The organism is Pseudomonas sp. RIT-PI-a (assembly GCF_001187875.1).
In the GTDB taxonomy this organism is placed as follows: domain Bacteria; phylum Pseudomonadota; class Gammaproteobacteria; order Pseudomonadales; family Pseudomonadaceae; genus Aquipseudomonas; species Aquipseudomonas coleopterorum.
The window spans coordinates 299054-324932 of record NZ_LGIR01000012.1 but is presented as its reverse complement, the minus strand read 5'-3'; the positions used below and the strand labels follow the sequence as shown (position 1 = coordinate 324932).

Below are 25879 nucleotides of genomic sequence, written 5' to 3'. Positions count from 1 at the left end.
CCCTGACTCACTTGCCGCCCGTGACGTCGAGGAATGTACCGGTAACGAACGATGCCTCCTCGCTGGCCAGCCACAGAATCGCGCGTGCCACTTCCTCCGGCTGACCGCCGCGCCCCATGGGGATCGAGTCCTTGACACGATCGACCCGTCCCGGCTCACCGCCACTGGCGTGCATTTCGGTGTAGATATGTCCGGGGCGAATGCAGTTGACGCGTATGCCTTCGCGGGCCACCTCTTTTGCAAAGCCGGTGGTGAAGGTCTCCAGGGCACCCTTCGATGCCGCGTAATCGACGTACTCGTTCGGGCTGCCAAGGCGGGCCGAGGCCGAAGAGACGTTGATCACCACGCCGCCCGGACCGTTGTGACGGGTGGACATGCGCTTCACTGCCTGCTGGGCACAGAGTATTGGCCCAATGGCATTGACGGCAAAGATGCGCTGCATCCGCTCGTAACCCAGGTCCTCCAAGCGTGACTGAGGCGCCAGCACGCCGGCGTTATTGACCAGTACGTCGATGCGTCCGAATGTGCGATCGATGGCGGCGAACAACTCGGCCACCTCTTGGGGGTCCGCACTGTCGGCCCGCATTGCCAGGGCCTTGCGCCCCAATGCTTCCACATCCGCCGCCACGGCCAGCGCTGCGGACTCGTTGGCCACATAGCTGATAGCCACGTCATAACCTCTGGCCGCGGCCAGCCGGGCGGTTGCCGCACCGACCCCACGACTGCCTCCTGTGATGAGAATCAACGGTGCCTGCGAGACGTTGACCATTGAACTTAGCTCCTGAGCCGTTGGCTGTATCAGCCGATAATGAAAGTACCGCTGGCGATCACGCAGGCGAGCGCCCCCGCGACATCACGCTTTCAGGGATGCGTAGGACCATCCTGTAACCGACCAACGTTCTCATCGATGCGATGCTGAATCATCCGCAAAGTGTCTCGAGTGATAACGCCTGGATACAAATCCTCGGCAAGGGTTGCAAACCTACTGGCCACACCACAGATACGGTCGATCATTCTGCCTGCATCGTCGGGGGATATTTCAGCCTCTTGAGCGAGCCGCAGCATTTGCGCGCGAGAGATCGACAGCGCTTCACCCATCACATCCATCTGGTGATAACCGCCTGGTCCTTCGCAGAATGTTACGTCATAGGCTGGCGACAGTTCCCACTGACCCTCTTGCGTCATGATGTAGGCAAAGTTCTTGGGATGATCGTCCCGGTTGTTGAGCGCGACATTGAAGACCGCACGCTCGAAGGCCGTTGCCATTGCTCGCACGTCGTTGGTACACATCCGGGTGGCCCGCAAGAAATTGACATAGTCCAACACTCCCGGCGATCGATAATCGGCCCCGGTGAAAGCCGCAAGGCTCTGCATGGGTATACGCAAGCCCTTACGGCGGTCAAATCGCTTGCTGGCGAAGGCCGCGAGGCCATTGGGCAAACTGAAGTACTGTGTATCTGGGGTCTGGATGCCACACATGCGCAAGCATTCGGCGTAGATCATTTCGACCGCGCAGACTTCAGCATGCTCTTCCTTGGCAGGGAACTTGACCAACCAGGCTTCGAAACCCGGTGTGGCCGCTGTAGTAAATCCGCCTGTTGCGGGGTTGCGATACACCAGCGCCTTTGGCCTGGCGCCTTGCGGCGAGCCACCAACCAGCAGCAACGTCTGCAGGAATTCGCCACCTTCTCCTTGAAGCACTTCCTGGACGCCTGCAGCGAGCTGTTCCAATGGAATGTGAACGTCAGACGCTTGTCCTTCCGGGACCCTCGGTTCGAACGTCATCGCGCCCATGGCGTTATTGCCGATGTAGGCAAGCCGCTGCAACGGGCCAATACGCGCCGTGCTGAGTCCTCGAAGCCTGAACATGCGGTCCATCAGCAACATGCCCCACCCGTCCGGCAACGCGTCATAGACGGGACCTGGCAGGTGCAACTGGTGCTCCGGAAAGTCCTGGCGCAACAGAGCGCCCTGTAACGGCAGTGTGTAGGACGACAGCTCCAAACCTCTTTGTCTGGCTTCGTTGCTGTACTCGAATGCGATCAGCGGACGCCCCGTCAGGGCAGTCGTGGACACCAGTGTGCCCCACTTCCAGCGCTCGCCCCAGCCTTCGTAGAACACATCTACCTGCTCAGGCATTGCCGGCTTTCCTCGTTGAACGAACACGTTTGGCGCTGTTTTCATAGCGGCGAATGTCTTCGATGCTGTCCAGCTTGGGCAGGAATAGGCCCTCGAGCTCTCGGGTTCTGCCAAGGGCCATCGCTACCCTTACCACGTTCTCGAAGCCGACATTGCGCCCTGCTTCAAGGTTGGACACGGTATTGGCGCCGATACCGGCACGCCCCGCCAACTCGGCTTGGGTCATGTTCAACGCCAAGCGCTCAGTGCGCAATCGATCGCAAAGACGCTTGACGATCTCATCGGGTTTGCTGAAGCTCAATTCCAACATGGTTTGTACCTAGCCTGTGCTGTACAGACGCGATCGCTACGTTAACAATCTGGACTGGCCATCGCTAAATCCAATACTTTGTGGCCTATTTTCTATATCGACCATTAAGACACAACATAACAGATTTGATGAGGCTTGAGTTTTGAGAATGATGCTTCGGTTGTTCAGTCTGTGACAGAAGCTTTGCACTACCCACAACTCTCCAAGGCACCCCATGATCCGAGAACTCAAGACATTCATCTGCGTTGCGCAACGGGGCACCTTCGCGGCAGCCGGGCAGCAGGTGGGGCTGACGCAGTCGGCGGTCAGCGCGCAGATCAAGAGTCTTGAGCAGACTCTGGGTGTCAGGCTGTTCGATCGGACCGGGCGTGCGGCGACCATCAATGCTGCCGGGCAGCGGGCCATTCCGCTGGCTGAAGAAATTCTGCGGCTTTTCGAGCGTATGGGCGCGGCGGACAGTGGCAATGATTTTCACGGTTCGCTGCGCATTGGCGCCATCGGCACGGTGCAGACCGGGATCCTGCCGCAGGCGTTGGTGGCGTTGAGAAAGCAGGCGCCTTTCATAGAAACCCACCTGGTGCCGGGTGTGTCGTTGAACCTGCTCAGCCAGGTGGACGCGGGCGAGTTGGACCTGGCCATCATGATCAAGCCGCCGTTTGCGCTGCCCAAGGACCTGCATGCCGAAGTCATCGCGCGCGAGGCCTTCGTACTGATCGCGGCGAAAGAGGTTGCAGGCGACGACCCGCTGGCGATCCTGGCGCAACAGCCTTTTGTCCGGTATGACCGCGGCTCGTTCGGAGGCCGCCTGGTCACCCAGTTTCTCAAGGAACAGAAGCTCCACGTGCAGCAGGCACTGGAGCTGGACGAGCTGGACGCCATTGTCAAAATGGTCGGCAGTGGCCTCGGCGTCGCGTTGGTCCCCAAGGCGGGTCTGTGGCTGGAGCATTCGGCGGACGTGAGGGTGCTGGAGCTGCACGAGCTGACGTTTTTCCGGGAGATCGTATTGGTGTCGAAATACCGGCAAAAGCACTCGGCACTTTTCAACATCTTCAGAAGCTGCGTTCTGGAGGCCGGTGATGTGGGATAACGATGCAGCGTTTACAGCCGAAGATTGAACCGCTGTGGGGCAGTATGAACAATCATGGTGCAAAATCCTGATCGAATGCAGAATCAATCGAAATTTTCCGTGCTCAGAACACAGGATTTACGCTTTTATCTCACGCATTCGCGGACAAGAATGGCTTCAGATCAAAACAAAGCCATAGGAAATTACCGTGAGCCTTTCTCCTTTTCATCTCGCAATACCTGTCTACGACCTGGCGGCCACACGTCATTTCTACGGTGAAGTGTTCGGGCTCTCCGAAGGCCGCTCCAGTGCGCAGTGGGTCGACTTCGATTTCTACGGCCATCAACTGGTTATTCACGAGCACCCCAAGACGGCTTCCCAGGAAAGCGTGCACAGCAACCCCGTGGACGGTCACGATGTACCGGTCCCGCACTTCGGAATCATTCTGGAGTGGGCGCAGTGGGAGGCATTGGCCGAACGCCTGAAGGCACGCGGTACCCAGTTCGTGATAGAACCCTATATTCGCTTCCAGGGCCAGGTGGGTGAACAGGCCACCATGTTCCTCTTCGACCCGTGCGGCAACGCACTGGAGTTCAAGGCGTTCAAGGACATGAGTCAGCTGTTCGCCAAGTAATCCGTTACGCAGCGACCGTCGCCAGCAGAGCGACGGCGCACCCAGGCCTCCTCCTCTTCCCCGATTCAATTGCCAACCTCCCCTTGCAGCCGCCGCAGTGGCTTCGCAGTACGGACGTTGCGCTTCGAACAAAGGCATCAGGGCATCCGCATGCAGTGCGCGGATGGACGGTGCACTGCCGGTTTTTTGTTACGCCTTTTCAGGCAGCACTTTCTGCCATCCAATTTCATGGCCTCGAGCCAAAGCGGGAGGTATTCATGTCCGGTGTTCTTTCTGAAAGTACCCCAATGCGGCGCACTGACGTCGAGGCGAGCGTCACTCAGGGCTCAGCGCACTCAGCCGTGGTTGCCAGGCGTGCCGCCGTGGCTTCAGCAACTGGCACAGCGGTGGAATATTACGAGTTCAGCATCTACGGCTACATGGCAACCATCATCGCGCCCCTGTTCTTTCCCGGTGACAATCCGGCGGCGGCCCTGCTCGCCACCCTGGCGGTGTTCGGCATCGCCTTCGTCATACGCCCGATCGGTGGCGTACTGCTGGGTCGTCTGGCCGATCGTATTGGACGACGTCGGGTGCTGCTCAGCACCGTGATCGGCATGGGCACCGCTACGGCGCTGATTGGGGTGCTGCCCACCACCGCGCAGATCGGCCTCGCCGCGCCTGTGTTGCTGGTGCTGTTGCGCCTGTCCCAAGGTTTCTTCGCCGGCGGCGAAGTGGTGGGCGCTGCGGCGTTCGTGGCGGAGTCTTCGCCCAACGGCCGGCGTGGTTTCTTCGGCGCGTTCACGCCGCTGGGGGTCGCCGTCGGTGGGGCGCTGGGGGCGATTGTCTGCGGTATCACCACCGGGCTGCTCAGCGCCGAGCAGTTGCAGGCTTGGGGCTGGCGCATTCCGTTCTTTCTGTCCATCCCGCTGGTGATCTTCTCGTTCCATATGCGCCATAACGTCGAAGAAACGCCGGAATTCAAGGCTTTCCTGGCCAAGGACAAGCCCCCGGTTGCGCCGGTCAAGGAAGTGTTCGGCAAGAATCTGCCGGCGCTGTTGCGGGTCATCGTGTTCGCGTCTGCGCAGAATGCCGGCTATTTCATCGGCATGGTGTTCATGAACATCTACCTGACCACCTACCTGCATTTCGACAAGTCCAAGGTCTACTGGGTAATTGCAGTGATCAGCCTGTGCATGGCGGCGATGATGCCGTTCTGGGGCGGCCTGTCGGATCGCATCGGTCGGCGCAAGGCCTTGGCCATCGGCTTCGTCGGCTATGCCGTGCTGGTGGTGCCGATGATGATGCTGATGGATAGTGGCAGCCTGTGGATCGCGGCGCTGGCGATGTTTGTCGCCACCCTGCCCATGCCGATCGTGCAATCGGTGGGCTACCCCACCTACGCCGAGCAATTTCCGACTCGCGTGCGCTACACGGCAATGGCGATCAGCATCAACCTGGGTGCGATCCTGGGAGGCGGGATCACACCCTATGTGGTCACCTCGATCCTCACCCGAACCGGCAATCTGCTGGTACCGGGTTACTTCATGGCGGGTGCGGCGGGGGGCGCGCTGCTGGCCATCCTGACCTTGCGGGAAACGTCCAAGGGCAATCTGCTCAGATAGCCGCGGCAGCGGGAAACATCTGGTGTGCCTTTATCGCCAGCGACGATAAGGGCACCGTTGAACCTTCACAATCGCTTCCGAGTCGGACCATATGGGCCAAAGTGCCCCTGTCGTCCCCTCAGGAGCTTCAGAATGACCACCCCCAATCCTCAGCCGTTACCCCAGGACGCTGTGGCGGTAACCTCCCTGCATATTCTGACGGTGAATACCCACAAGGGCTTCAGCCCGCTGAACCGGCGCTTCGTGCTGCCCGAGTTGCGCGAGGCCGTGCGGACGCTGGGCGCCGATGTCGTGTTCCTGCAGGAAGTGCTCGGGATGCATCGCTCCCATGGCCAGCGCTACGACAACTGGTCGGACGTTCCCCAATACGAGTTCCTGGCCGACAGCATGTGGCCGGTGTACGCCTACGGCCGCAATGCGGTGTACCCCGATGGCGATCACGGCAATGCGCTGCTGTCGAAATTCCCCATCGTGCGCCACGAGAACCTCGACGTCAGCGTCACCGGAACCGAGGAACGTGGTCTGCTGCATTCGGTTCTCGACGTGCCCGGGCACGGCGAAGTGCACACCATCTGCGTGCACCTGGGGCTGCGTGAGAGCCAGCGCCAGCAGCAGCTGACATTGTTGTGCCGGTTGCTCGACAGCCTCGACCCCGCTGCGGCCGTCATCGTTGCCGGCGATTTCAACGACTGGCGCGTGCGCGCCGACGAAGCCCTGGCCGGCTGCCACATGACCGAAGTGTTCGTCGAAGCCTTCGGCAGCGCGGCCAAGACGTTCCCGGCGCGACTGCCGCTGCTCAGGCTCGACCGTATCTACATTCGCAATGCGACGGCCCACATGCCCAAGGTGCTGTCGCGCAAACCCTGGTCCCATCTTTCCGATCATGTGCCCCTCGCAGTGGAGGTTCGCCTATGAGCGAGCAATGGCGTGACAACAACGAAATCCAGCTGCTGATCAATGGCGAGGAGTTCTTTCCGGCGGTCTTCGAGGCCATTGGCCAGGCTCGTGAAGAAGTGTTGATCGAGACTTTCATCCTCTACGAGGACGAAGTGGGCAAGAATCTGCAACGGGTGCTGATCGAAGCGGCGCAACGTGGCGTGCGCGTGGAAGTACTGGTGGACGGCTATGGCACGGCTGAACTGAGTACTCAGTTCCTGCGCGAACTGGCCGACGCCGGTGTGCAGCTGCTGGCCTTCGATCCGCAGCCGCGGGTGATGGGCGTGCGGACCAACCTGTTCCGTCGCCTGCACCGCAAGATCGCCGTGATCGACGGCGAAATCGGCTTCGTCGGCGGCATCAACTACAGCTCCGACCACCTGGCCGACTCGGGCGAGCCGATGGCCAAGCAGGATTACGCGGTGCGCGTGCGTGGCCCCATCGTGGCGGATCTGCACCGTGCCACTCTGGCCCTGCTCGATCGCACCAGCAAGGTCGTACGCAGCCGCGCACCATGGCGCTCGCGCAGTCCGTCGCCGGACGCCGACAGTGCCAGTGCCCGGCTGATGCTGAGTATCCGCGACAACGATCAGCACACCACCGATATCGAAGAGCAGTACCTCAAGGCCATTCGGGGCGCACGCGAACGGATCATCATTGCCAACGCCTATTTTTTCCCCGGCTACCGCTTCCTGCGCGAACTGCGCAACGCGGCCCGCCGCGGCGTGGACGTGACGCTGATCCTGCAGGGCATGCCGGACATGCCGCTGGTGCGCCTGTGCTCGCGACTGCTCTACAACTACCTGCTGCGGGACGGCGTGGTCATCCGTGAATACTGCCAGCGGCCGTTGCATGGCAAGGTCGCGGTGATCGACCGGGAATGGTCGACCGTGGGTTCCAGCAACCTCGATCCGTTGAGTCTGTCGCTGAACCTCGAGGGTAACCTGATCATCAAGGACCGCCGCTTCAACGAGCGCCTGCACGATCACCTGGAGGAACTGGCGCGCAGCACCTGCAAGTCGATCAGCCTGCAACGCGTGCTGCGCGGCTACTGGTGGCGGGCGCCGATCATCTTCCTCACCTTCCACTTCCTGCGGCATTTCCCGGCGATGGTCGGGTTCATTCCAGCGCATTCGCCCAAGCTGGTGCCGTTGATCGATGTCGAACCGCAGCATTGCCAGGCCCCAGTGCTGGATCGCAAGGAGACGGTATGACGACCTCATCGCCGAGCGCGCCGAAGGCTTCGCCGAAATCCAGCAAGTGGGTGTGGGCCAAGCGCGGCATGACCGTGTTGTGTTTCATCCTGGTCCCGGTACTGGTGTTCATGCTGGTGAAGAACCTCGACTGGCAGGAGGTCAAGCATGCGCTGAGCTCCTACAAGCTGAGCACCTTGCTGATCGGCGCCGGTATCGTCGCGGCAAGCTACCTGACGTTCGCCAGCTATGACGTGCTGGCCAAGCGTTACATCGGCCACGAGGTGCCCAACCGGCAGGTGCTGCCACTGGCATTCGTCTGCTACGCGTTCAATCTCAACCTGGGCTCGTGGGTGGGTGGGATCGCCTTGCGTTACCGGCTGTACTCCAAGCTGGGCCTGGATGCCACGGCCATCACCAAGATCGTGAGCCTGTGCCTGATCACCAACTGGCTGGGCTACCTGTTCGTCGCCGGGACGCTGTTCGCCATGGGCCTACCGGCGCTTCCCGAGGGCTTCAAGATCGGCAGCACCGGGCTGCAGATCATCGGTGTGGTGATCATCCTGCTGGGGCTAGCGTATCTGGCGGCCTGCCGCTTCTCGAAGAAGCGCACCTGGACCATTCGCAAGCAGGAGATCCTTCTGCCCTCGTTCAAAATGGCGCTGACCCAGGCCTGCCTGGGTGCGTTGAACTGGAGCTTGATGGGTCTGCTGGTGTGGTCGCTGCTGCCGGATAAAGTGGGCTACCCGACCATTCTGGCGATCCTGCTGATCAGCAGCATCGCCGGGGTCATCACGCACATTCCAGCGGGCTTGGGTGTGCTGGAAACCATCTTCATCACCTTGTTGCAGGGCCAGTACTCCAAGGGTGCGCTGCTGGCGGCGTTGATCGCCTACCGTGCGCTGTATTTCCTGTTGCCGCTGGCGATTGCCTGCGTGGTATACCTGGTGCTGGAAAAACGCACGCGCACCATCGAGAAGCACCGTGAAGCGGATGCAGGCACCGGCGCCAGCTAGTCCGGTCTAGATGCGCCTGGCCAACATCGAGCGCACGGTGGAGGTCAGGTGATCCAGGGTGAAGGGCTTGGTCAGCACCTGGGAAGCGGCGGTGGACAAGCTCTCGGCGTCTACCTTCTGATCCGCGTAACCGGTGATGAACAGCACTTTCAGATAGGGTTCGAGCGACCAGGCGGCGTCCGCCACCTGGCGGCCGTCGAGCCCACCGGGCAGGCCGATGTCGGTGATCAGCAGGTCCGCCTTCACTCCGCCCTGCACCAGAGATAGACCTTCAACGCCATTCGCCGCTTCCAGCACGCGATAACCTTTTTCCCGCAACGCTTCGCCAACCATCTGCCGCAGCGTACCTTCGTCGTCGATCAGCACGATGGTTTCACCCGTGGCATCGGTGTCCATCGGTGAACCGCTGGGCAGCGGCAATGGCGCGACCACTTCGCCTTCGTGCCGCGGCAGGAACAGGTGCATCGCCGTGCCCTGCCCGGGCGTGGAATCGATGCGGATCTGCCCGCCGGACTGGCGCACGAAGCCGTAGACCATCGACAGGCCCAGCCCTGTGCCCTGCCCCAGCGGCTTGGTGGTGAAGAACGGATCGAAGACCCGCGCCACGGTCTGCGGGTCCATGCCAGTGCCACTGTCGGTCACGCTCAGGCACACGTACTGACCCGGCTGCAGATCGTTCTCAGTGCGAGCCCGAGCGAACTGGTGGTGATTGCGTGCGCGCAACCACAGGCTGCCGCCTTCGGGCATCGCATCGCGCGCGTTGATGCACAGGTTGAGCAGTGCGCTTTCCAACTGGTTGGCGTCCACGCGCACCCACCACACATCGTCATCGCTCTGGGCGCTGAATTCGATGCTCGGGCCCAGGGTCTGGCGAATCAGGTCTTCGAGGTCGGCGATCAGCACCGGTGGCTCGACGGCACGGGGTGCCAGGGTCTGACGCCGGGAGAAGGCCAGCAGTCGGTGGGTCAGCGTCGCGGCCCGAGCCGATGCACCCAATGCAGCGTCGATGTACCGCTTGAGCTCAGTGGTGCGGCCCTGTTCGACACGCTGGCGAAGCAGCTCCAGGCTGGCACTGATGCCCGTCAGCAGGTTGTTGAAGTCGTGGGCCAGGCCGCCGGTCAACTGCCCGACCGCTTCCATCTTGAGGCTGTGGCGCAGTTGCTCTTCGACCTGCTGCAGCATCACGGCGCGCTCGCGCTCCTCGGTCACATCGCGGCCCACGGAGTGGAACGCGTTGTCCGTGGGCACGGCGGCCCAGGCGATCCAGCGATAGCTGCCATCGCGGTGCCGCACTCGGCAGGTCATATCATGCAGGCGTTCACCGCGGTACAGCGGCACCATCGCAACGGCCACGGCATCGTGATCGTCGGGGTGAATCAGGTCGACCGCATGCCGGCCCAGCAGCTCTTCGGCATCCCAGCCCAGTACCCGCGACCAGGCAGGGTTGATGGCCCTAACCTCCAGCTTGCGGCTGGTCACCAGCATGATGTCGGACGACAGGTCCCAGAATCGGTTGCGCTCGGCCGTACGTGCCATGGCTTCGCGTTCGAAATCCTCGGCGGCCTGCTCGGCCTTTTCCCTGGCCTGCAGGGTCGCCGTGGTTTCGATGACCGTATCGAGCATACCGACGATAGTGCCGTGCTCGTCGCGCACCGGGCTGTAGCAGAACGTGAAGTACGCCTGCTCGGCCCTGCCGTTGCGATGGATGATCAGGGGAAAGTTTTCGATGAAGGTCGCTTCGCCTTCAAAGGCGCGGTCCATGATCGGCTTGATCTCGTCCCACACCTCGCTCCAGACGATGTGTATCGGTACCCCGAGCGCTGGCGGCTTGCCCGTCAGCAAGGGCGCGAACGCATCGTTGTACAGCATGATGCGTTCGGGACCCCAGGCCAGACAGCCGGGAAAGCGCGACGCCAGCAACATATCGACGGCGATGCGCAGCGCTGCAGCCCAACTGTGGATCGGTCCCAGTGGGGTCGCTGCCCAGTCGTGGCAGCGTACTTGCTCGCTCATGCCCTCTCGGGAAAAGGGAAATGGCTCGGTCATGTTCAACTCAGGCAGTGGATCGCGCAGCAACCATAGCATCCGCACGGGTCTGCGGCGACCCACCTGTGCCTCTGCGGCTCAGGAAAAACCGGTCACCGCGTGCGGTACATAGGGCTTTTCCAGGCGCGCCGTTTCTTCTTCGGTCAACGACAGCTGCAGTGCAGCCAGGGCGTCATCCAACTGCGCGGCCTTGGAGGCACCGACGATCGGCGCCGACACGCCGGGCTTGTTCAACACCCAGGCCAGCGCTACCTGGGCCATGGGCACGCCACGTTCCTGGGCGATCTGCTCGACCACATCGATGACCTTGCCATCCTCGGCCTCGGTGGCGGCATAGAACGACTGCCCGGAAATATCGGTACGGGTGCGTTCGGTCTGCACGCCGTGTGGGCGGGTCAGCCTGCCACGGGCCATCGGGCTCCAGGGCATCAGGCCCACGCCTTGGTCCAGGCACAGCGGAATCATCTCGCGTTCTTCTTCGCGGTAGATCAGGTTGAGGTAGTTCTGCATCGAGACGAAGCGGCTCCAGCCATGACTGGCCGCGACCTGCTGGGCCTTGGCGAACTGCCAGGCGTACATCGACGAAGCGCCTATATAGCGCGCCTTGCCGGCCTTGACCACGTCATGCAGCGCTTCCATCGTCTCTTCGATCGGCGTGTGGTAGTCCCAGCGGTGGATCTGGTACAGGTCGACGTAGTCGGTGCCCAGCCGTTGCAGGCTGGCATCGATGCTGGCCATGATCGCCTTGCGCGACAGGCCCTGCTCGTTGGGCTTGTTCGAGCCCTCCCACATGTTGGCCGGGAAGAACACCTTGGTGGCGATCACGGTTTCTTCGCGACGGGTGAATTCCTTGAGCAGCTTGCCGACGATGACTTCGGACGTGCCGGCCGAATAGCTGTTGGCCGTGTCGAAGAAGTTGATGCCCTGCTCCACCGCATGCTTGATGATCGGGCGGCTGGCGTCTTCGCCCAGGGTCCAGGGGTGGGTACCGGCATCGGGTTCGCCGAAGGTCATGCAGCCCAGGCACAGGCGGGAGATATCCAGGCCGGTGTTGCCCAGCTTGACGTATTTCATGGAGAGGCTCCTGCGGTGGACCGCGCGACATGCCGATCCGATGCCCGTTACCTTAGCGCCCACTGCCCACCAACATAACCCCCAGGCGTCGCACCTGAGCTATGCAGAAATTCACAAGCGCGGCAGCATGGCCATGCAGGTGCGCACGAATTCGCTGACCGCCTGGATGCGTGGCGTAGCGCGCACGTCTTCATGGAACGCCATCCAGACTTCGATGTTCAGGGTGTCCGCTTCCGGATCGACCCGTTGCAGGGCATGTTCGGCAGCGATGAACGCCGGCAGGCAGACGATACCCGCCGCGCCGGCGGCCGCCAGTGCCTGCACGCGCAGATCATTGCTGCACAGCACGAACTCGCCCCCCTTGGCCTGCTCCACCAGCCAGCGATGCTGGAGGGATTTGGCTTGCGAAGCGTCGTAGCCGATGAAGCGCGGCTTCGCTGCCTGCGCCAGGTAAGCAGGGCTGGCGTACAGCGCATAGTCCAGGTGCCCGAGCAGACTGGCCACCAAAGTCGACTCCAGCGGCCGCGCCAGGCTGACCGCCACGTCCGCCTCCCGGCGCGCCAGCGAGGTCCGCGACTTGGGGCCCACCAGGCGCAGCGACAGCGCCGGGGGCTGCGCCAGCAAGGCACCGGCATGGGGTGCGATCAGGCTACCCAGCAACACCGGCGGCGCCGACAGCACCACTTCGCCCTGCACGTCCGGCTGGTCGGCACCGGCGTAATGCTCCAGGGCGAACGAAGAAGCGCTCATCTGCTCGGCGAACTCGGCAATCCGCAGCCCCTGGTGCGTCAGTACGTAGGCGCGAGAGCGGCGGTCGACCAGCTTGAGGTTGAGCGCAGTTTCCAGTGAAGCAATACGCCGGGCCACGGTGGCATGGTCCACCGCCAGCGCCTTGGCCGCCGACGCCAGCGAGCCGGCACGCACGAAGGCCGCAAAGTGCCTCAGATCTTCCCAATCGAACATGGATACCCTCGTCAGTGAGGGGGCATGATACCCATGGATCTGTGCAAACACCTGTACCGGCTGTACAAGCCGCGTGCGACCCCGTTGTTGCTACCTGGATACGTCGTTGACCTTGAACAGCCACTCGAAGGCCTGCGGCAAGGTAGGGGAAGCGCTGTCGATCGGCTGCACGGCGATCTGGTCAGCGGTACGTTTGAACAGCGTCTTCACGCCCGGCAACACAGCGACTGGCATGCCTGCGGCCAGCAGTTGCCGCTCCGCTTCCTCAACCTCCTTCAAGCGCCGCGGTGCATGCAGTACGTGGGTGCGGATCAAGGCGCCGAGGAAATCACGCAGGCTTGCCTGGTCGATATCGCTCAATGCATCGTGCAACTTCTCGCTGACACGCTGTTTCTCCGCTGCCATGAAGCATTCGATGGTCAAGGCTTCCAGACCCTTGGTGAACACGCTTCGGAGGATCTTCAGCGCCGCAGCATCGCCGGCCGCGCCCTCCTCGACTGGTTTGAGCGGTGCGTCGATGGCGGAGAACAACGTCAGCGCCCGATCGATACCCGTACCCGCACCCAGCAGATTGGTCTTTGCATGAGTCAGGGCGATGGCCCCAAGGATCGCCACGTCAACGTAGCCGATTCCACGCTGAGCTGCAGAGTGGGCCGCGGTTCTGATCAGGGCTGGATCGGCGGTGGTCATGTCCACGTAGAGCGCCTCCCTGGCCATGTGCTCAAGGGCCTGCTCGGCCACGACCAGCGAAACGGTGCCGAACACACACGACACCACGACATCGCAGTCCGGCGCGAGCTCCGCCACCGATGCGCGGATGTCCTGGCCTGACTGTTCTGCAAACGCTGTTGCGGCAGTCGATGGCTTCAAGTCGCACAGGACCACTTCATGTCCGGCCGCAGCCCAGGGACGCGCATAGGTCAGCCCGACTTCGCCCGCACCGATTATTCCAATTCTCATGTCTTCATCATCCCGATTCAGTGAGCGGCGTAGGCGCCTTTGTAGGTTCCTGCAGCGATCTGCGCCAGCATTTCAGCCTCTTTCTGTTCAGTCGCATGGCAGTCGCGCAACAGCGCTGCAGCGCGTGAAGGGGCGAAAGCGACGATACCGTCGTGGTCACCCACCACGAAGTCACCTGGCGATACGATCATCCCGTCGATGCTGACCGGAACGTTTATGTCACCCGGTCCGTTCTTGTACGGGCCCAAGTGGATACCGGCTCGCGCGAACATGGGAAATGAACCTTTGCCCAAGGTTGCCAGGTCACGGATCGCACCGTCGACCACCACCCCGGCAGCACCTCGTTTTTCAGCAATCGCAGCCATGATGTCGCCCATCAAGGCGCGGCTGATGTCGCCACCGCCATCGACCACCAGCACGTGGCCCGGTTCGAGCAACTCCAGTGCCTGATGAATCGCACGGTTATCGCCTTGAGCGACTTTCACGGTCAGCGCAATGCCGGCCATGGTGCCTTCGATCCTGTGGAAGGGCCTCAACGCTGCGCCGGGCAGGCGATCCAGACAGTCACTGATGATCGAGGTCGAGGTTCGAGCAAACAAGGTGACCAGTTCGTCACGTTCGGATGTAGCAAGCACTGCGGTCATAGACCTTTCTCCGATGGCAGATGTAATGAGCATAAACCTGTCGGCAAATAGAAAAAGCGATATTATGCAATGCACAAACATTCTATTTGGGAATGATCATGATCACATTGCGTCAACTGCTTGCCTTGCACTGGATCGAGCGTCTGGGTACGTTCGAGCGCGCTGCTGACCATCTGAGCACCACTCAATCGGCCATCTCCAAACGTGTTCAGGAGCTTGAGGCTTCGACCGGTATGCAGCTGTTCGACCGCTCGCAACGCGGCGCCAGGTTGACCAGCGCTGGCGAGGAACTGCTGGTGATAGCGCGAGAAATGCTCAACCTCGCCGAACGTATCGACTCGCTCAAGGATGGCACGCAAGTGGTCAATCGACGGCTGAGGCTGGGTGTCACAGAACTGACGGCGTGGACCTGGCTGCCGCGACTGATCACCCGATTGGTGGAGGATTTCCCCGGCCTCACCATCGAACCGGAAGTCGACATGAGCCGCAACCTCCATGAAAGACTCATGGACGACATGATCGATTTGATCATCATCCCCGACACCTTCACGGCGCCGGAGGTAAGCTCCATCGCGCTGGGTAATGTCGAGAATGCATGGATGGCCGCGCCGGGCCTGATTGCCCACGAGGGGGTGCTTGACCTGGCCGAACTGGCCAAATACCCCATGCTGGTCCAAGGCAAGAAATCAGGATCGGGCTTGTTCGTGAACAAATGGCTTCGCACCTTGGGTATCGATCTGCCCAAGACACTTTCGTCAGACAGCCTTACGGCCATGCTCGGCCTGACCGCAGCGGGGCTCGGGGTGACCTATCTGCCACTGGAATGCTTTCGACCGCTGGTGGATGAAGGCAAATTGACCATCATCCGTACCAACCCTGAGCTGCCACCGGTGCCGTACATGGCCATGTATCGCAATGATCGTCCTTCTGCGTTCATGACCGAGGTGGCGGCACTGGCGGTGGAGCTGTGTGACTTCACTCGGCAATTGCAGCGCTGAACCAGCGGCGCAGCCCGCCCACCCGCTTCAGCCCGCGGCAGGCTCGGCCGTATCGGCCGGCTCCGCGATGGTCAGCACGAATGCCAGCGCGGCAAGCGAACACACCCCAAGGAAGATGAACACGGCGGTCCAGCTGTAGCTGTCCAGCAGAAAACCGGTCACCAAGGGCGCTATCGCACCGCCCGCCTGCCCGGCGCTGTTGACCAGCGAAGCGGCCACCGGGTAAGTGCTGCGGCTGGTAAGGCCCATGGAGTACACCGAGAAAGACGAGTAGCCGATGTTCAACAGGAAACCGGTGCCGAACAAAAGCAAGCTCACCGCCAACAGGCCATTGGGGGCGTAGACCAGCGCCACCATCATCACGCACGTGGCGACCGCGCTGATCATCATGGTCGGTTTGCGACGACGGTCCAGAATCCGATCGGAGAACCAGCCGCCGACGATGTTGCCCAACACGCCACCCGCGAACGGCAAAGCGGCGATGAAGCCAACCTGCATCAGTTCGAAATGCTTCACTTCGCTCAGGTATTTGGGCAACCAGGCCAGCAGCACATTGACCACGCCGGTCATCAGCAGGTAGCCCAGGCCGCAACCCCAGATGTTCCATGAGGCGAACACCGATTTCGATGAAGCCAACGGTGTCACGCGCTGGTAGCGCAGCACCTTGTCCAACGCACCGAAGTCTCTCTGGCTGCGCTTAGGCCCACTTTCGGCCGGCGTCTGATCTTCGATGTGGTCGGCTTCAGCGCCGTTGACCCGTTTGCAGGCACGCGGGTCATTGGGCACCGTCCACCACCAGATCAATGCCAGCAGCAGGCCGGGAATGGCGAACACGATGAACATGGTGCGCCAGTCGTAGAGCATGATTATCGCAGCGCCGATAGGGGGAGCGATCACGGCGCCCATTTTGGCGGCCGATAGAAAAGCGCCCGTGGCCAGGCCTTTCTCACCCGCCGGAAACCAGCGGTTGATGGTGCTGAGCATCGACAGCGGAAGCGCTGCCTCTGCGATACCCAAGGCTGATCGATAGATCTTGATCATGCCGAAGTTATGCGCGGTTCCAATCAGCAGCGTCACGATGGAGGTCAATGTGATCGACACCGGCGCAACGAGACGAACGCCCAGGCGACTGATAATGAAGCCCGCTGGAATCTGCCCCAGTGAATAGAACAGGAAGAAGGCGCTGACCAGCATGCCCGCCTGGGCATTACTGGCGCCGAACTCTTTCTGGATGTAGGGCAAGGCAATGCCGATGTTGGCACGATCCGCGGCTGCCAGCATGTACACCACGACGATGACGGACAGAACTATCCAACGATACTTCGACCTGGCCGACCGAACGGCAGCTGCGGAGTGGGCTAATTCGACCATGAGTGTTCCTTTATTATGGTTGTTCGATGGCCGAATCATGGTCAGTGCGCATGAATAGAAAAAGCGATAAATAAGCACAACGAACCATTCCATGGTGGCATGGCATGTGGAAATCAGCGTCCCGGATATAAGTCATCGACGACCCACACTGTCCGCGCTCGGTCAGCTCATGACTAAAGCATGTGCCCTGTCCAGATACCCTGCGCGACCAACTGCGAGGCCAGTTCGACGAAGGTTTCGCTCACGTGCCGAGCTGCAGGACTGACCTGACGATCGGCAGGCGACACCATCACCAGCTTGCGCATCGGCGTCGGGTCCACCAAAGGTGCCGCGCACAGCGTACCGTTCTGCAAATGACCGTAGATCGACGCCAGAGGCAAGGCGGTGAAGCCAAAGCCGTGTCGTACCAGCTCGATCATTGCCCCTAGCGAATCTGCTTCTACACTGGCGCAGATCGTGAAGCCGGCCTCTGCGGCACACTGATCCATGATCTTGCGCAGGCCGTGGCGCGGGCTGGGCAAAATCATCTGTTCAGGCGCCAGCGTCGAAAACCGTACCGGCGTGTGCATCGACAATCCGGCAGCAGGCGGGCCTACCAGCACCAGATTTTCCATCATCACCGGCACGATCCGCAGGGTATGCAAGGGCGCCAGGTCGTAGGAGATGGCCAGCTCCAGCTCACCGCGCTGCAACCAGTCCATCAGATAGCCGCTAAACGCGGAAGAGAAACGAATCGATAGATCCGGGTTGGCTTCGCGTATTCGCTTGACCAGGCGCACGGTCACGATTTCGGCAATGGTCGGAGTGGTACCGATGGCCACCGACCCACGGAATGACAAGTGCTCGCCTGCCACCGAGGTGCGTATGGCGGCGAGCTCGGCCATGATCCGAGTCGCGTGCTGAAGCACTTCACTGCCTGCTGCAGTGATGATCATGCCGCGCCCATGCCGTTCGAACAGATAAACGCCCAGTTCTTTTTCCAGCAACCGAATCTGTCGGCTGAGCGCCGGTTGCGCGATGTGCAGTCGATCCGCTGCCTTGCTCAAGCTACCCAGCTCGGCAACGTGTATGAGGGTTTTGAGCTGAACGACATCCATGGACAGGCCGTGACGCAAAGAGGAACACAGGCGGCAGTCTAGACCGCAGTCGATGCCCGAGCTAGACAATTCAGGCATATCAGTTAGTAGCCTGCTGCCCTTATTGAATCGCCCGCCCTGGAGTAGTTTGAACCGCAGGTCGCCATCCCCGTAGCGGCCCCATGACAACAATAAGATCAGAGGGTCTGCATCATGCCCAAACCATTGCTTCATATTGAACAAGCTGACGACAGTACCCGCCCGCCCAATCGCATCAGGGCGATCGTAGGTGCCTGCTCGGGCAATCTCGTGGAGTGGTACGACTTTTTTATCTACGCCTATACCGCCATTTACTTCGCGGCGTCGTTCTTTCCCAAAGGCGATACCACCACGCAGCTGCTGGCCACAGCAGGTGTCTTTGCCGTCGGCTTCTTCATGCGCCCACTGGGCGGCTGAATTTTCGGCTGGGTCGCCGATACGCGAGGGCGCAAGGTTTCGATGATCATTTCGGTCTTCATGATGTGTGGTGGCTCCTTGCTGATCGCCGTGATGCCGACTTATGAAACAGCGGGCATTGCAGCACCGGTCATGCTAGTGGTGGCTCGTCTGATCCAGGGGTTGTCGGTGGGAGCCGAGTACGGCACGGGTGCGACCTACATCAGCGAAATCGCTACGCCGGGGCGGCGCTGCTTCTATGGGTCATTTCAGTATTTCACCATTATTGCCGGGCAGCTGCTGGCGCTCTTCACCGTGGTGATCCTGCAGCAAACGCTCAGTGATGAGCAACTGCGCGACTGGGGCTGGCGCATTCCCTTCTTCATCGGTGCCGCCAGCGCCGTGGTGGTGGTCTACCTGCGTCGTTCGATGCACGAAACCGCTACGCACAAGGACATGCATCGCAAGGGCGCAGGCTCACTGCGGGGTCTCCTCAAGCACAAGCGCGCGGTCGCGCTGGTCATTGCGTTCACCATAGGTGGATCACTGTATTTCTACACCTTCACCACCTACATGCAGAAATTCCTCGTCATCTCGGCGGGATTCGATGCAGCCACAGTCAGCTTCATCATGACCTGTGCACTGATCGGTTTCATGCTGTGCCAACCGCTGTTCGGTCTGCTGGCGGATCGCATCGGTATCAAGGCGCACATGCTGATGTTTTCAGGTCTCGGGATCCTGCTGGTGATTCCACTGCTCATGGCGATCCGTTCGACTCACGATCCGATTGTGGCCTTCGCTCTGGTGTTCGCCGGCCTGGTCATCGCTTCGCTCTACACACCCATCGCAGGCATCGTCAAGGCCGAACTGTTTCCCCCAGCGGTACGCGCCCTCGGCGTCGGTTTCCCGTATGCGATCGGCAACGCTGCATTTGGTGGCACTGCGGAATACGTGGCGCTGTCGTTTCGCGCCGAGGGGGCGGAAACCTACTTTTTCTTCTACGTTGCGGCCGTGCTCTGCGTGACATTCATCGCCTCGCTTCTGATGCCCCATCTAGGTCGTCACGGGTACATCAGCGGCGACGGCAACATCGAGGAGAACACTGGGAGGCACTCGCGCAAGGCGCAGGCCGCCAAGGCATCGACTTGATCGCGAGCTATGCCGCCGCGGCATATCTCAAAGAGAAAAACGGTAGTCGTCATGCCTCGTGGGTGGCGCCATGATCCATAAAAACAAAAGCAGCAATGGAGACAATCATGTCATCGAAAGAAGCTGAAAATGGCTGGCAGGAAGACGTCTTTCGCATCCTCAAGGCTCATGACGTCAAGCACGTCGTGTTCGTTCCGGATGCCGGTCACTCGGCGGCGATCCGTATGTCCTATGCCGATCCCGATATCAATGCGGTGGTGTTGACGACCGAAGAGGAAGGTATTGGCTACCTTGCCGGGGCCTGGCTGGGCGGCGAACGAGGGGCATTGTTGATGCAGTCCAGCGGTGTCGGAAACTGCATCAATACCTTGGCGCTGCAGAATTGCGCGGGGTTCCCACTGCTGATGGTGGTGACCCTGCGCGGTGACTGGGCCGAGTTCAACGCGTGGCAGAACCCCATGGGGCAGGCTACAGAGGCCTCACTGCGATTGATGAACGTCATGACCTGGCGCGCCGATGTTGCCGAAGACGTCGCACCGCTGCTTCACGGTGCTGCCACCATGGCGTTCAACGGCGATGCCGCCACTGCGCTGCTGCTGGGCCAGCGTCTGATTGGAGAGAAAAAATGGATCAAGTAAGCGCCACTCATACGCTGTGCCGCCGTGAGGTGGTGCGCACACTTCTTGCCGATCGTCAGGACTTGTTGGTGGTGACCGGGCTGGGCTCGGCGTCCTACGATGTCATGGCCGCAGGTGACGACCACGGCAACTATTATCTATGGGCCGCCATGGGCAGTGCGATCACCGTGGGCCTTGGGCTTGCCAAGGCTCAACCGGAAAAGTCGGTGGTGGTCGTTACGGGTGACGGCGAATTGCTGATGGGCCTGGGGGCGTTGGCTACCGTTGCCCTGCAAAGGCCGGCCAACTTGACCGTTGTGGTACTGGACAACGGCCACTTCGGCGAAACCGGAATGCAGGTCAGTCATGCCGGATTTGGCCTCAAACTCGATCAGGTAGCCCAAAGCTGCGGCTTCGCCTGGACCACGGAGATCCGCGAGATCACCGGCATACACGACCTGCGCGAGCGCTTGGGCACACGCGAAGGCGTGAAACTGGCAACGGTGAAGATCAAGGCGGAAAATCCGCCAAGGGTCCTGCCCCCACGTGATGGCCACTACATCAAGAACCGCTTCCGCGCGGCGCTTGGCCTGCAACCGATCTGAGCGTTCCACATGCCCTCGCGGGCGGCCGCTCCAATGGCCCCACCGCGCGTGCGCGGCGGGGGCCTGTCACGACCATCGAGATGACACGCATGCATCCCCCTACGCTGGAAAGCGCGCAGGCCCCCGACGCTGCGAGCAAGGTCCTGCTCGCCGCCCGCGCGCTGTTCGTCGAAGAAGGTTACGCAGCCACGAGCATGCGCCAGTTGGCGGCGCGTGTCGGCGTGCAACCCGGCAGCCTGTACCACCACGTCGCCAGCAAGCAGGATCTGCTACTCGACGTGCTGATGGACATCGCGACCACTCGGCTGGACGCCTGGAGGTACGGCGCCTACACCCGCAACGTGGTGGGCTATCTGCGTTTTCGAATGGATCGCCAGGCGGCTCATCCAGACGAAGAGGCCTTGTTACGGTACGAATCACGCCACCTTACCCGCGAGCAACGCCTGTGCCTGGAGACAGCCCTGGCTCAATTGCAGCAACCGTTACGCGACTTTCTGGCGAAGGATCGTCGACCGGGACGTTATGTGGCGCAAGACCAGGCACGATCGTTCGAAGCCCTGCTGGCGCTGATCGACGCCGCCAACGACATGCGCCTTCGACCCATGCCGGTCGAGGCGTCCTGGATTCAGGGCTGGATCGAACAAACCAGCCGGGCTCTGCTAGACAGACGCAGAGTGGCGAACGAAGGGTAGTACCGAGAGCACCAGAACCAGGCTGATCAAGGCCAGTACACACAGCGCCGACAGCACGCCCATTGCGCCGAAATGCTGCTGCAGGTAGCCACAGGCCAAGGGGGTGATCGCCTGACCGATCAACGAAAGCCGCGACATCTTGCCCATCATGGCCACGTACTGTGCCGGTGGCATCAACGCCAGCGGCAACAGTCCACGCACGATCGCGCGCAGCCCGTTGCCCAGCCCGAACAGCACCAGCCCGACGGCGGTAGCGCCTGGCGCACAGGCGACCAGAAACAAGCCCACGGCGATCAGCACGACGGAAATCAGTGCCGTCCAGATCGGATGGCGCTTGCCTGCCAGCATCTGCAGGATCCTTGACGACACCTGACTGGGCCCCAGCAGCGCCGCCAGCGCAATGGCGCTGGCGAGCGAATGACCCAGCCCCTGCAGGACCGCCACCAGTTGCACCGAGACGGCGGTCATGATGATCGCGCCCAGGGCGAAGATCCAGATAAGGCGCAGGTACAACCGCCGATCCAAGCCATTGCTGTCGACCGGGGTCGTGGCTGCGCGCACCTCGAGTCGGCGTACCTGAGGCAGCACCTTGAGGTACAACGGCGTGGCCAGCACCAGCAAGACCGCATAGCCGGTACAGGTGTAGCGCCAGCCAACGTGTTCGATGAGCCACGCGACGGCCGGCCAGGTGAGGGTCGTGGCAAATCCCGAAATCAGGGTAATGCCGGTGATGGCCCTGCTGGCACGCTCGGCATAGAGGGCGCCCAGGGTGGCAAACAGTGCCTCGTAGAGGCCTGCAGCCATGCCGACGCCAATCACGACCCAGGCCAGTATGAACACCGGCAATGTTTGACTGGCTGCCATGATCGCCAGGCCGGCGGCAACGATCATGCCGCTGCCGGCAAGCTGCACACGACCACCATGACGTGAGACCAGGCGACTCGACAGCGGGGCCAGCAACGCGCTGGTCATCAGGCCCAGAGACAGCGCGCCATACACCCAGTGACTGCCCCAGCCGGTTTCGCGCGCGATAGGCTCGCCCATGACCGCGAGCAGGAAGAACGACCCACCCCATACCAGAATCTGCAGCGCACCCAGGCAGAAGATGCCAGGCGTGGTAGGAAGAGGAATCTGAGCTTGCACGGGAAACCTTCAAGATGACGGGGCTGGCGGAAGGGCGCGCGGCGAACCCTGCACGAGTCGATGCGAGATCCATCGAATCTGACGCGCTTGGCCATTCTAGAGCGCTCCCTCTGCAGGCGCTAAACAATGTCGTTATAACAGCTAGAGGACGATTGCATCGGTGCGTGCTGCACCAGGCGCAAAGCGCCCGCTCTCGGCGCAGAGAAAAAACGCTTGCCGAAGCCTATTCTTGGTATACCATAATACCAGATACACACCCTCCAAGAAGGAAACAGGCATGAGCTTCGAGATCCGCAAAATCGTCACCTACTCCGAAGAGACCCGCATCGAAGGCGGCAAGGCCACCGACACTCCGGTGACCATGGTCGGCCTCGCGGTCGTCATCAAGAATCCCTGGTTGGGCCGCGGCTTCGTGGATGACTTGAAGCCGGAGATCAAGGCCAACTGCTCGGACCTCGGGGCTTTGATGGTCGAGCGTCTGGTGGCCAGCATCGGTGGTGCCGACAAGATCGAGGCTTACGGCAAGGCTGCGGTGGTCGGTGCAGATGGCGAGATCGAGCACGCTTCGGCCGTGATCCATACCCTGCGTTTCGGCAACCACTACCGCGAGGCGGTGCAAGCCAAGAGCTACCTGAGCTTCACCAACAAGCGTGGCGGGCCCGGCACCTCGATCCAGATCCCGATGATGCACAAGGACGACGAGGGCCTGCGTTCCCATTACGTCACGTTGGAAATGCAGATCGAGGACGCGCCGCGCGCCGACGAAATCGTCGTGGTCCTGGGCTGCGCCAACGGTGGGCGCCTGCATCCGCGCATCGGCAACCGCTACATCGACCTGGAAGAACTGGCCGCCGAAAAGGCCCAGTGATCCACCTGACTCAGGAGCGCTCCATGATTCGGCTTACCGCTGAACGCACTGCGGCCGGTACCAGTTACCTTGCCGCCGGTGACGGCCCGCCCGTGGTGTTCATCCATGGCGTGGGCTTGAACAAGGAAATGTGGGGAGGCCAGTTCGTCGGGCTTATGCCGCACTATCGGGTCATCGCCTACGACATGCTGGGGCATGGCGCCAGCGCGCAGCCCGCGCCTGACACGGCGCTGCTGGGTTATGCCGACCAGTTGCTCGAAGTGCTGGATCACTTGCAGTTGCCGGCGGCCACGGTCATCGGGTTCTCGATGGGTGGGCTGGTGGCACGGGCGTTTGCCTTGCACTATCCCGAGCGGCTACAGGCCCTGGTGGTGCTCAACAGCGTGTTCAATCGCAGCGCCGAACAGCGCGCCGGGGTGATGGCACGCACCGGGCAAGCTGCCGAACACGGCCCCGATGCCAACGCCGAGGCCGCGCTGTCGCGCTGGTTCAGCCGCGAGTATCAGGCGGCCAACCCGGCGCAGATCGCGGCGCTGCGCGAAACGCTGGCCGGCAACGATCCCCAGGGCTACCTGACCACTTACGAGCTGTTCGCCACCCAGGACATGTACGGAGCCGACGAACTGGGCCGCATCCAGGCGCCGGCGCTGATTGCCACGGGCGAACTCGATCCGGGCTCCACGCCGCAGATGGCCCGTGAAATGGCCGAGCGCATCCCCCACGCCGAAGTGGCGATACTCTCCGAACAACGGCACATGATGCCCGTGGAATCACCTCGGCTGGTCAACCAGACGTTGTTGAAATTTCTTACCCGGGCCCAGCGCCTGGACAATCAGGCACAGGGGATCGTCGCATGACCCTTTCACGCTTTCAGATGTGCATCGACGGCCAGTGGGTCGATGCGCTGTCCGGCAAGACCTTCGAAAGTCACAACCCGGCGCTCGCGCAACCCTGGGCGCTGCTGCCCGACGCCGACGAGGCCGATGTCGACCGCGCCGTGCAGGCCGCACAGCGGGCATTCGAATCGCCGGCCTGGCGCGGGCTGACCGCCACGGCGCGGGGCAAGCTGCTGCGCCGGCTGGGCGACCTGATTGCCGACAACAAAGAGGCGCTGGCGCAGCTGGAGAGCCGTGACAACGGCAAGCTGATCCGCGAAACCCGCGGCCAGGTAGGCTACCTGCCTGAGTTCTTCCACTACACCGCAGGCCTGGCCGACAAGCTGGAAGGCGGTACGCTGCCGCTCGACAAACCTGACCTGTTCGCCTACACCGTGCACGAACCCATCGGCGTGGTCGCCGGGATCATTCCTTGGAACAGCCCGCTGTACCTGACGGCGATCAAGCTGGCGCCGGCCCTGGCCGCCGGCAATACCATCGTCCTCAAGCCATCCGAACACGCCAGCGCGACCTTGCTGGAGCTGGCCCGCCTGGCCCTCGAAGCCGGCATTCCGCCGGGCGTGGTCAACGTCGTCACCGGCTATGGGCCGAGCACCGGCGCCGCCCTCACCCGCCACCCGCTGGTGCGCAAAATCGCCTTTACCGGCGGTGCCGCCACCGCGCGGCATGTGGTGCGCAGCAGCGCCGAGAACTTCGCCAAGCTGTCGCTGGAACTGGGCGGCAAGTCGCCGAACATCATTTTCGCCGATGCCGACCTGGACAGTGCCATCAATGGCGTGGTGGCCGGCATCTACGCTGCCTCCGGGCAAAGCTGCGTGGCCGGCTCGCGCCTGCTGGTGCAGGACGAGATCTACGACGAGTTCGTCGAGCGTCTGGTGGAACGCGCCCGACGCATCAAAATCGGCAACCCGCAGGACGAAGCGAGCGAGATGGGCCCGATGGCCACCGCCCAGCAATTGGCCGTGGTGGAAAATCTGGTCGCGCAAGCCGTGCAAGAAGGCGCTACCCTGCGCATGGGCGGCCAGCGTGCGCAGACCGACAGCGACGGCTGGTACTACCAACCGACGCTGTTCGAGTGCGACAGCCATTCGATGAAAATCATGCAGGAAGAAGTGTTCGGTCCGGTGGCGTCGGTGATTCGATTCTCCACTGAAGCCCAGGCGCTGGCCATGGCCAACGACTCGCAATTCGGCCTCGCGGCCGGCATCTGGACCCGCGACCTGGGCCGTGCCCATCGCCTGGCCCGCGACGTGCGCTCCGGCATCATCTGGGTCAACACCTACCGCGCGGTATCGGCCATGGCACCGATCGGTGGCTTCAAGAACAGCGGCTATGGCCGTGAAAGCGGGATCGATTCGGTGCTGGCCTACACAGAACTCAAAACGGTATGGATCAACCTGTCCCAGGCCCCCATGCCCGACCCATTCGTGATGCGTTGAGGTAA

The 25879-nt window shown here is 61.8% G+C and carries 24 protein-coding genes and 1 pseudogene; 14 read left to right on the top strand and 11 right to left on the bottom strand.

Annotated features, from left to right (window positions below):
- Positions 1-7: 7 nt before the first annotated feature.
- The 3 genes from AC788_RS07740 to AC788_RS07730 form a co-directional block, all read right to left on the bottom strand.
- Positions 8-769: a glucose 1-dehydrogenase gene (locus AC788_RS07740; protein WP_049860078.1), complete on the bottom strand. Its 762-nt coding sequence runs from the start codon at positions 767-769 to the stop codon at positions 8-10.
- 92 nt (positions 770-861) lie between these two features.
- Positions 862-2139 (bottom strand): type II toxin-antitoxin system HipA family toxin, encoded by a 1278-nt coding sequence (locus AC788_RS07735; RefSeq protein ID WP_049860077.1) that lies wholly within the window; start codon positions 2137-2139, stop codon positions 862-864.
- Positions 2132-2449: a helix-turn-helix domain-containing protein gene (locus tag AC788_RS07730; protein ID WP_049860076.1), complete on the bottom strand. Its 318-nt coding sequence runs from the start codon at positions 2447-2449 to the stop codon at positions 2132-2134. The genes AC788_RS07735 and AC788_RS07730 overlap by 8 nt, the downstream gene beginning before the upstream one ends.
- A 214-nt stretch (positions 2450-2663) precedes the next feature.
- Here AC788_RS07730 and AC788_RS07725 point away from each other — a divergent pair, with 214 nt between their 5' ends.
- The 6 genes from AC788_RS07725 (at position 2664) to AC788_RS07700 (ending at position 8898) form a co-directional block, all read left to right on the top strand.
- Positions 2664-3536: a LysR family transcriptional regulator gene (locus AC788_RS07725; RefSeq protein ID WP_049860075.1), complete on the top strand. Its 873-nt coding sequence runs from the start codon at positions 2664-2666 to the stop codon at positions 3534-3536.
- A gap of 187 nt (positions 3537-3723) precedes the next feature.
- Complete coding sequence (locus AC788_RS07720) at positions 3724-4149, top strand: VOC family protein (RefSeq protein WP_043190159.1); 426 nt, start codon at positions 3724-3726, stop codon at positions 4147-4149.
- Positions 4150-4511: 362 nt separating this feature from the next.
- Positions 4512-5753 (top strand): MFS transporter, encoded by a 1242-nt coding sequence (locus AC788_RS07715; protein ID WP_236690492.1) that lies wholly within the window; start codon positions 4512-4514, stop codon positions 5751-5753.
- Between the two features lie 132 nt (positions 5754-5885).
- Positions 5886-6668, top strand: coding sequence for an endonuclease/exonuclease/phosphatase family protein (locus tag AC788_RS07710; protein ID WP_043190162.1), 783 nt, complete (start codon positions 5886-5888; stop codon positions 6666-6668).
- Positions 6665-7903, top strand: coding sequence for a cardiolipin synthase ClsB (gene clsB, locus AC788_RS07705; RefSeq protein ID WP_049860073.1), 1239 nt, complete (start codon positions 6665-6667; stop codon positions 7901-7903). The genes AC788_RS07710 and clsB overlap by 4 nt, the downstream gene beginning before the upstream one ends.
- Positions 7900-8898 (top strand): lysylphosphatidylglycerol synthase domain-containing protein, encoded by a 999-nt coding sequence (locus AC788_RS07700; RefSeq protein ID WP_049860072.1) that lies wholly within the window; start codon positions 7900-7902, stop codon positions 8896-8898. Before clsB ends, AC788_RS07700 begins: the two co-directional genes overlap by 4 nt.
- 6 nt (positions 8899-8904) lie before the next feature.
- Here AC788_RS07700 and AC788_RS07695 read toward each other — a convergent pair whose 3' ends face one another.
- From AC788_RS07695 to AC788_RS07675, 5 genes are all read right to left on the bottom strand, one after another.
- The gene (locus AC788_RS07695) at positions 8905-10911 is read right to left on the bottom strand and encodes a hybrid sensor histidine kinase/response regulator (RefSeq protein WP_049860219.1); all 2007 of its coding nucleotides are present in this window, start codon (positions 10909-10911) and stop codon (positions 8905-8907) included.
- A gap of 111 nt (positions 10912-11022) precedes the next feature.
- Positions 11023-12018: an aldo/keto reductase gene (locus tag AC788_RS07690; protein WP_049860071.1), complete on the bottom strand. Its 996-nt coding sequence runs from the start codon at positions 12016-12018 to the stop codon at positions 11023-11025.
- 111 nt (positions 12019-12129) lie between these two features.
- On the bottom strand, positions 12130-12981 hold the full coding sequence (locus tag AC788_RS07685) for a LysR family transcriptional regulator (protein ID WP_049860070.1): 852 nt from the start codon (positions 12979-12981) through the stop codon (positions 12130-12132).
- A 90-nt stretch (positions 12982-13071) separates the two neighbouring features.
- Positions 13072-13941 (bottom strand): NAD(P)-binding domain-containing protein, encoded by an 870-nt coding sequence (locus AC788_RS07680; RefSeq protein WP_049860069.1) that lies wholly within the window; start codon positions 13939-13941, stop codon positions 13072-13074.
- Between the two features lie 17 nt (positions 13942-13958).
- Positions 13959-14585, bottom strand: coding sequence for an RraA family protein (locus AC788_RS07675; protein ID WP_049860068.1), 627 nt, complete (start codon positions 14583-14585; stop codon positions 13959-13961).
- Between the two features lie 98 nt (positions 14586-14683).
- Between AC788_RS07675 and AC788_RS07670 the strand changes: the two genes are divergently transcribed.
- Positions 14684-15583 (top strand): LysR family transcriptional regulator, encoded by a 900-nt coding sequence (locus AC788_RS07670; RefSeq protein WP_049860218.1) that lies wholly within the window; start codon positions 14684-14686, stop codon positions 15581-15583.
- 27 nt (positions 15584-15610) lie between these two features.
- Here the strand turns inward: AC788_RS07670 and AC788_RS07665 are convergent, their stop codons facing one another.
- On the bottom strand, positions 15611-16864 hold the full coding sequence (locus AC788_RS07665) for an MFS transporter (RefSeq protein ID WP_201777936.1): 1254 nt from the start codon (positions 16862-16864) through the stop codon (positions 15611-15613).
- A gap of 263 nt (positions 16865-17127) precedes the next feature.
- Positions 17128-18051: a LysR family transcriptional regulator gene (locus AC788_RS07660; RefSeq protein WP_049860066.1), complete on the bottom strand. Its 924-nt coding sequence runs from the start codon at positions 18049-18051 to the stop codon at positions 17128-17130.
- A 192-nt stretch (positions 18052-18243) separates the two neighbouring features.
- Between AC788_RS07660 and AC788_RS07655 the strand changes: the two are divergent.
- The 4 genes and pseudogenes from AC788_RS07655 (at position 18244) to AC788_RS07640 (ending at position 21528) form a co-directional block, all read left to right on the top strand.
- Positions 18244-19614 (top strand): annotated as a pseudogene (locus tag AC788_RS07655) (MFS family transporter).
- A 107-nt stretch (positions 19615-19721) separates the two neighbouring features.
- A complete protein-coding gene (locus AC788_RS07650; protein ID WP_082223613.1) occupies positions 19722-20252 on the top strand; it encodes a thiamine pyrophosphate-binding protein in 531 nt (176 codons plus the stop codon).
- Positions 20240-20836 (top strand): thiamine pyrophosphate-dependent enzyme, encoded by a 597-nt coding sequence (locus AC788_RS07645; protein WP_049860065.1) that lies wholly within the window; start codon positions 20240-20242, stop codon positions 20834-20836. Before AC788_RS07650 ends, AC788_RS07645 begins: the two co-directional genes overlap by 13 nt.
- A gap of 89 nt (positions 20837-20925) precedes the next feature.
- Positions 20926-21528 (top strand): TetR/AcrR family transcriptional regulator, encoded by a 603-nt coding sequence (locus AC788_RS07640; RefSeq protein ID WP_049860064.1) that lies wholly within the window; start codon positions 20926-20928, stop codon positions 21526-21528.
- Here AC788_RS07640 and AC788_RS07635 read toward each other — a convergent pair.
- A complete protein-coding gene (locus AC788_RS07635) occupies positions 21496-22671 on the bottom strand; it encodes an MFS transporter (RefSeq protein ID WP_082223612.1) in 1176 nt (391 codons plus the stop codon). The genes AC788_RS07640 and AC788_RS07635 overlap by 33 nt on opposite strands.
- A 277-nt stretch (positions 22672-22948) precedes the next feature.
- Between AC788_RS07635 and AC788_RS07630 the strand changes: the two genes are divergently transcribed.
- From AC788_RS07630 to AC788_RS07620, 3 genes are read left to right on the top strand one after another with little or no spacing between them, the layout of a single operon-like run.
- Positions 22949-23539 (top strand): amino acid synthesis family protein, encoded by a 591-nt coding sequence (locus tag AC788_RS07630; RefSeq protein ID WP_043190191.1) that lies wholly within the window; start codon positions 22949-22951, stop codon positions 23537-23539.
- Positions 23540-23562: 23 nt separating this feature from the next.
- Positions 23563-24396, top strand: a complete 834-nt coding sequence (locus AC788_RS07625; protein WP_049860063.1) for an alpha/beta fold hydrolase — start codon at positions 23563-23565, stop codon at positions 24394-24396.
- The gene (locus AC788_RS07620; protein ID WP_049860062.1) at positions 24393-25874 is read left to right on the top strand and encodes an aldehyde dehydrogenase; all 1482 of its coding nucleotides are present in this window, start codon (positions 24393-24395) and stop codon (positions 25872-25874) included. Before AC788_RS07625 ends, AC788_RS07620 begins: the two co-directional genes overlap by 4 nt.
- Positions 25875-25879: the final 5 nt, after the last annotated feature.